Origin of the sequence: Halomonas sp. DP4Y7-1 (genome assembly GCF_019800705.1) — a bacterium.
Taxonomy (GTDB): Bacteria; Pseudomonadota; Gammaproteobacteria; order Pseudomonadales; family Halomonadaceae; genus Halomonas; species Halomonas litopenaei_A.
The window spans coordinates 260,435-267,193 of sequence record NZ_JAHVKS010000007.1 but is presented as its reverse complement, the minus strand read 5'-3'; the positions used below and the strand labels follow the sequence as shown (position 1 = coordinate 267,193).

At 64.5% G+C, this 6,759-nt stretch carries 4 protein-coding genes; all 4 read right to left on the bottom strand.

Translation table 11 applies throughout. The features are described 5' to 3' along the window. A partial coding sequence (locus KUV72_RS14790) for a filamentous hemagglutinin N-terminal domain-containing protein (protein WP_222238911.1) occupies positions 1-3,230 on the bottom strand: 3,230 nt, incomplete at its 3' end. Positions 3,231-3,274: 44 nt separating this feature from the next. After that, positions 3,275-5,065: a ShlB/FhaC/HecB family hemolysin secretion/activation protein gene (locus tag KUV72_RS14785; protein ID WP_261317513.1), complete on the bottom strand. Its 1,791-nt coding sequence runs from the start codon at positions 5,063-5,065 to the stop codon at positions 3,275-3,277. Positions 5,066-5,905: 840 nt separating this feature from the next. Further along, a complete protein-coding gene (locus KUV72_RS14780) occupies positions 5,906-6,361 on the bottom strand; it encodes an acyl-CoA thioesterase (protein WP_206940361.1) in 456 nt (151 codons plus the stop codon). Then, on the bottom strand, positions 6,361-6,690 hold the full coding sequence (locus KUV72_RS14775; protein ID WP_222238910.1) for a DUF2007 domain-containing protein: 330 nt from the start codon (positions 6,688-6,690) through the stop codon (positions 6,361-6,363). The genes KUV72_RS14780 and KUV72_RS14775 overlap by 1 nt, the downstream gene beginning before the upstream one ends. Positions 6,691-6,759 lie beyond the last annotated feature (69 nt).

Genomic DNA, 6,759 nt, shown 5'->3' with positions numbered 1-6,759 from the left:
CCCAGGGTCGTTGCCCTCAGCCCGATCCGGTCCGCCAGCAGCCTGCCCTGGGTGTTGTCGACGCGGGTGGCCGCGACATTCAGCCGAGCGGCCTCCAGCGTGCCCGAGGCGTTGGCCAGGTCCTCCTGAACGGTCAGTTCCAGCGTCTCAGCGGCGCTGATCAGCCCTTGCTGCGTGTTATCGACGGTGGTGGCCGCCACGCGGATCCCATCGGCGACGAGCTGGCCCTGACGATTGTCCAGCCGACCGATATCGACGAGAGACAACTGCTGGGCCACCAGCACGCCCTGGCGGTTATCCACCTGCGTGGCGTCGCTCAACTGCAGCTGTCCGTCGGTGACCTGCAGCCGTCCTCCCTGATTGTCGAGCGCGCCGTTCAGCGCCAGACCTAACGCCTGCGTGGCACTGATCAGCCCCCCGGCGTTATAAAGTTCCGCCAAGGTCAGCACCAGCGACTGTCCCAGCACCCGCCCCTGGGTGTTGGACAGCGACCCGGCCGTCAGGCGCAGGTCATCGGCCAGCAGCAGGCCGCCGTCCCGGTTGTCGATGCCCTGGTCCGGGTCCAGGCCGAAGTTCAGCTCAAGCTGGCTGGCACTCAGGGTGCCACCACGATTGTCCAAACGCCGTGCCGCGACCTGCAGCTCGCCCTGGTCGGCGTCGAGGACCCCGCCCTGGTTATCGAGGGCGTCATCGATGGCCAGCGTCAGATAGGAGGCGGTCAGGCGACCGTCCTGGCGATTGTCCAGGCTCCCTGCATCCAGGCGCAGCTCGTCGCCGACCAGCTGCCCCTGACGATTGTCGACGGCGCCTTGCGAGGCCACGCTGAGCCGCCTGGCGACCAGAGTGCCCTGCTGATTGTCGAGGCTGCCCAGGCGCGCCTCGAGGCCTCCCTCGACCACCTGAATCTGGCCCTGACGGTTGGCCAGCGCCTGGGTCACCGTCAGCGCCAGAGCATCGTCAGCACTGATCATGCCCCGGGCGTTGTCCAGGGTCTGGCTGTGGATCCGCACATCGCCTGCCAGCAGCGCGCCATCACGGTTATCGAGCTGCCCTGTGGTGAGCACGACCCGCTCGGCGCCCAAGGTGCCGCCGTCGCGGTTGGCCAGGTGGCCGCTCAGGGTGGCCGTCAGGTCGCCGTCGGCCACCACCTGGCCCCCTGGGTTATCGAGATGCCGGGCGACGATGGCGAGTTGCCCGGCACTGACGCGACCACCCGCGTTATCCAGGCTTTCGCTCAGACTCACGTTCAGGGCGCCGGCGGCGTCGACCTCGCCTCCCCGATTGTCGAGGTCCTGGGCGCTGAGGCTAAGCTGGCGGGCGCTGAATCGCCCTCCGTCCTGGTTGCCCACGACGCCGCTCACGCTGGCCGTCAGCGCCTCTCGGGCAACGGCCTTACCGCCCTGGTTGTCGAGTTCCGCCGCGGTCAACGTCAGCGAGCCCTGACGGGCCTGCAACGTGCCCCCGGTATTGATGATCTCCCCGTCGCTGGCCAGCGCCAGCGCACCGGTCTCGGCGCTGATCAGACCACTGCGGTTATCGACCCAGGCCGCGCTCAAGGCGATGTCCTTGGCCGCCAGCTGACCCTCGGCATTGTTCCATTGACCGATGTCACCGCTGAGCGAGCCATCCAGAACAACGCGCCCGCCCTGGTTGTCGAAGCGCTCCAGGTCGAGTCGCAGGTCCTGCCCCGGGGCGAACACCAGCGAGCCGCCCAGGTTGGCCAGGCGTCGCGTCTCGAGCTCAAGGGAACTACCTGCGGACAGGGTCGCCTGGTCGCCACGGTTGACCAGGTCCGGGGCCGACAGCGCCAGCCGCTCGGCGTAGAGCGTGCCCTGATTGTCGATGCGTGTGGCGCTCAGGCTGGCGTGATCGGCCTGAACACGCCCCTGCTGGTCGATGACATCCGCCGTCAGCACGACACGCTGTCCCTCCACCAGCCCCTGGTTAGTGAGCTGGGTAGCGTTCAGGGACACCCTGTCCGCCAGGATCTCTCCGCCATTGTCCAGACTCTGGCGCGACGTCAGCGCCAGCTCGCTTGCCAGCATCTGGCCGCGGTTGTGGGTCACGGCGGTGGTCGCGGCCAGACGGTCACTGGCGTCGAGTCGGCCACGGTTGTCCAGGGTGGCGGCGGTGATCGCAAGCTCAGCCCCCGCGCGTCGCTGTCCGCCGCGGACGCCGGCCACCACATCACCGGTGGTGGTCAGGCGCTGCGCTGACAGCGCGATATCCCCGCCGCTGGTCAGCCGGCCAGAGATGTCCAGGGCATCGTCGGCCTGAATGTCGGCCCCTTGGTCGGCATGCACGTCACCCCCGAAGCTAGCGTCACCGGACTGGGTGATCAGGCGCGTCGGGGTCGAAGCATCGGCAAGCCTCAGCTGGCCATCGGCGGTGATGCGAATGTCGCCGGCACTGGCGGCCATGTCACCGGCCAGGCGCACGCCGACCCCGGCGTCGGTACCGACCAGGCGGATGCGCTCGGCGTACATGCCGCCCAAAGCGGAGGAATCGATGGCCAGGGCCGGACGGGACCCTGTGCCACTGCGAGGCGTGGCGTTCAGGCTCGCGGCATCGACATCGTTGGCACCCGCGACGATCGTCAGGTCCTGGGCGTGCAGCTCGGCGTTGAGCGCCGCGGCCCGGGTAAGGATCTCGAACTGATCCACCTCACGGGCGTCCAGCCCCAGCCCCTCGATGGCGACCTGCCCCTGGTCCACCGCGTAGTGGTCCAGCCGGCCATCCTCGATCACCGGCGCACCGGTGGTCAGGGTGACCCGGGGGCTGTTGATGAAACCGCAGCCATCGCAGGAGATGCCGTAGGGGTTGGCCACCACCACCTTGGCGGCCTGGCCGGCCACTTCGGTGTAGCCCGCCAGTCGGCTCGGATTGCCGCCATTGACCTCATTGAGGATGACCTGGGCCGCCTGGCCGCGCAGATTGGCGTTGCCGACCACGATGCCGCCAAGCTGCGTCGACTGAGTCTTGCCAGTAGCGTTGTTGAGGATGAGCCCGCGGGCGTCCACGTTGTAGTCGCGAAAGCGGTTGTGGGAGAGCCCCTTGTCGTTGGGGGTGGCGATGTTGACCACCGGCACGCCGTTGCCGGCCTGATCGAGCCGGGTATTGCCCCCCGGCGCCACCACGATGCCGTCTGCCAGCACCACCACGGGATGCCAGAACAGGGCGTTGATCATGACGATGGCCAGATGGCGAAACAGCGGACGGCGTGGGTTCATCAAACGTCCCTCCTGGAAGGCATGGCACGTATCTGGCGCGGCCACTAGAAGCGCGCCTGAACGGTGAAATAGACGGGACTTTCGCGATGATCGATGGCATCGGGACGGTCAATGGACTTGGCCAGGGTGACACTGGCACTGAGGTAGTCGCCGCTGACGCCAAGCCCCAGGGCCATGCCACTGAGACGACCGTGCTGGTCGCCGCTATCGTCATCGTGGCGGATGACGCCCACATCGTAGGCAAGGCTTGCCTCGAGCCGATTCACCAGGGGGACCTCCGCAGGTAACGGACGGGCCCAGCTGATCTCATTGCGCCAGTACCCCCCGCTGTCACCGCTCAGGGTCTGGTCCTTGTAACCACGCACCGAGTACTGGCCGCCCAGGCTAAGCCGCTGGGGGCTGTAAAGGGCATCGTCGCTCCATTGGCCGCTGGCCAGGCTGGTCACGGTCAGGGACTGGCCCAGCACCTCGAACGGTCGGGCATAGCTCAGCGTCAGGGTGGTGCGCTCGCCCTGGGCCTTGGGCGACCCCGCGGGCTGGTCGTCATCGTCCTGGGCGCCCAGGATGTCGAGGCCCTTGTGCCAGCCCAGGTCCGCGTTGATCAGCCCACGCCCCAGGCGGCGGCCATGGTTCAGCCCAAGACTTAGCTCGCTAAGGCGCTGACTGCTGACCTCGATGCGCGTTTCGTCCAGGTCATTGCGCGTGCTCAGCCTGCTGACGCCGACGCTGGCAGAGGTGGTACTGACGCGGTCCCGATGCATCAGACGCTCGGCCGACAGGCTGTGGCGCTCGCTGGCACCGTCCAGGTCGAAGCGAAACCCATCGGCGCGGGCGATGCTGCGATAGTCGCTGCGGCTGTACTGATAGCGAAAGTTCCAGCGCCCCCAGGGCAGCCGATAGGCCACATACTGGTTGCTGGAGCCAATGCCGGAGGCGCCGGTGACATCGTGACCGAACTGCAGACTGAGCTGATCGGCCAGCCCCAGAGGGCTGTCCCACTCGCCGCCCAGGGTCCACTGCTGCTCGCCGGTCTCGCGGCTGCCGTCATTGCTGCGACCCAGCGCGACGCGCACGGGGCGCCCTTGCCCGGCATCCGGGTCGATGCGCACGCGGCTGCCGCCCAGGGCGTCACCCGGCAGCAATTCCATCTGGGCGCGGCGTGATGGCAGGCGGTTCAACTGGTCGATCAGCTGTTCAAGATCACGCAGATTAAGGATGTCCCCCGGCCGCGTGGGTGACGCCATCAAGACTTCTCGGGGGGAAGGTCGCACTCCGCCGCTGTCCAACGCTTCCAGGCGACCTTCGGCAACGACCACCCGCAGCCGCCCCTGAGTCAGGTCCTGTTCTGGCAGATAGGCGCGGGTGGTGACGTAGCCACGTTCGAGGTACCACTGGGTCACCTCACCCAGCAGCCCATTGAGCTCAGCTGCTGACAGGCAGCGTCCCAGATAGGGCTGCAACAGCCGCCCTCGCTGCCTCTCGCTGAGCAGGCTCGCGCCTTCCAGTTCAATCTCATGAATATCCAGGCAGCCCCCGTCATCAGGGCGCACCTCTGGAGCCGCCACGGCCTCACCGGGCAAGCGCTCCAGCTGATCCAGGCGTTCACGCTGCTGCTCAAGCAGGCGCTGCTGATCGTCACGAATGAAGTTTTCGTTGAAGGTGGCATTGGGTGGAACCGCTGAAGGCAGCGACACCGGTGGCTGTACCTGGGCGAGTACCGAGGTCGGACAGCACGCCACCATCGCCAACAGTGTTGCGCCAATCAGGCGTAAACACCTCGGGTCAACAAGAAACGCCACGCCCGGCCGAGACGCGTCGACGCAATGCACCATCATCTATGAGATTCCCCTGCAAGAGACACTGACTCGTGGTCGCTGGCCTGGCCTGCTCCACGTTTTATTGACGACGTTGAGCCGTCATATTGTTATGCTGATTCACGCACTCAAAGTGGCTACCTTTAACTTCTTTTTCGAATTGCTATCTCGACTTCTATCTTTCATTCCCATCTTGATTTTTTATCTCTAACTTCCACCCCTAGCGTCTATTCCTGGCTTCCATCCTTAGCGTCGTTATCTTTTTCCCTTCATTTTCTTCTACCCAACTCACCCACCACCCTGCGTGGCTGGCCATCCGGAAGCGTGGCAACAGCACGGCTACCGCGACACCTCGTTCGGCGTTATGGCGGACAACTATCGTGACTCGGCTCAAGATTGCCAGCCACATAATGTCTCTAACATTGACCCCCAGCCACTGCTGAGGTGGTTGACAGTAGCGTGATGCTACCTCAAGGAGTGAAAGTGAAAAAATGCACCAGAAATGAATGTCGTAGCGAAAAAGCACAACGATAGAAGGATTGACATAAAAAGGCCGAGGGCAGGAAAGCAGTTACTGAAAAGAGGTAATGCCGCCTCATCTAGCATTGTCCACTATTTCCTACAAACAAAACCGATATCTCTCAAAGAGGCGCGGCATGAATAACAAAAAATAGCCGACCTACTCCGCATCTCTCTGGGAAAGAGAATAAGCAAGAGCACGGATGGCAAGAGAGAGCAGGAGGCAGAAGGAAAGGGAAATCAGGAAGCAGGAAGCAGAAACGATCGCCGCCGTCAGCACAGGTATTCGCTAGACAGCCAGGTGCATCGACAGCACTCGGCCGGAAAGCGAGGTTCCACGCTCTAAGCCTCTGCCACCAATGCCCCCCCATAGGCGCTGACAAACTCAGGAGGCAGGCGACGTGGACGACCGCTGGACAGCGCAATACATGCGTAGCGCGTGCGTGCCCGCAACAGGGTCGCCCCATCATCGGGTCGGAAGAGTTGGAATCGACGTGTCAGGGTAAGGCGTGCGTCACAGGCCACGATCCAGGTCGCCATGGCCAGTTGCTGGCCCTCAAACCCTGGCGCCAGATAATCGAGTTCGTGGCGGTGCACCGCCATGGCACGATCCAACGCCCGGTAGTGATCCAAGGTCAGACCTAGCTGAGCCGAGTGTGCCCAGCTGGCCTGTTCGACCCAGCGCAGGTACTGGGCGTTATTGACGTGGCCGTAGTGGTCGATGGCATCCGCTGTCACAAGGATGTCGATGACGAAGGGATTAGGCAGGTCCCAGTTGGGCTGGCTGCAGACAGACACTATTTCTGATCCTCGCGTTCGGTACCACAGTACCAGCAGGTATCGAAGGCGACCTCCAGCTCCTCACCACACACCCGGCAGCGCCACTCGCCCCCAGGCGAGGATGCGCGCAACGCCTGATGAATGACCGCCTCGGCGCGCTGGCGATTGTGCTCGGCCACCCACACCTGGGGTTCACACTCCAGCGGTGGCAACTCGCCGGCACCACCCCCCAGGGTCATGTTGCGAAGCTCCGTGGGTATGCCTGCCCCATTGAGCAGGTTACGCACATGCCCCACCATCAGGGCATTGCTGTCGGAGAAGATCATCGTCCAGGGCACGTCGTTCATGGCGGATATCCTTATCGTTGCAAGGGCCGCAGCCTTACTGGCCACGATGCGCCCAACACCGCCATAAGG

Excerpts from the sequence above, each read along its gene's own strand:
- KUV72_RS14775 (WP_222238910.1), bottom strand. The coding sequence starts at position 6,690 with ATGAACGACGTGCCCTGGACGATGATCTTCTCCGACAGCAATGCCCTG.
- KUV72_RS14785 (WP_261317513.1), bottom strand. The coding sequence starts at position 5,065 with ATGATGGTGCATTGCGTCGACGCGTCTCGGCCGGGCGTGGCGTTTCTT.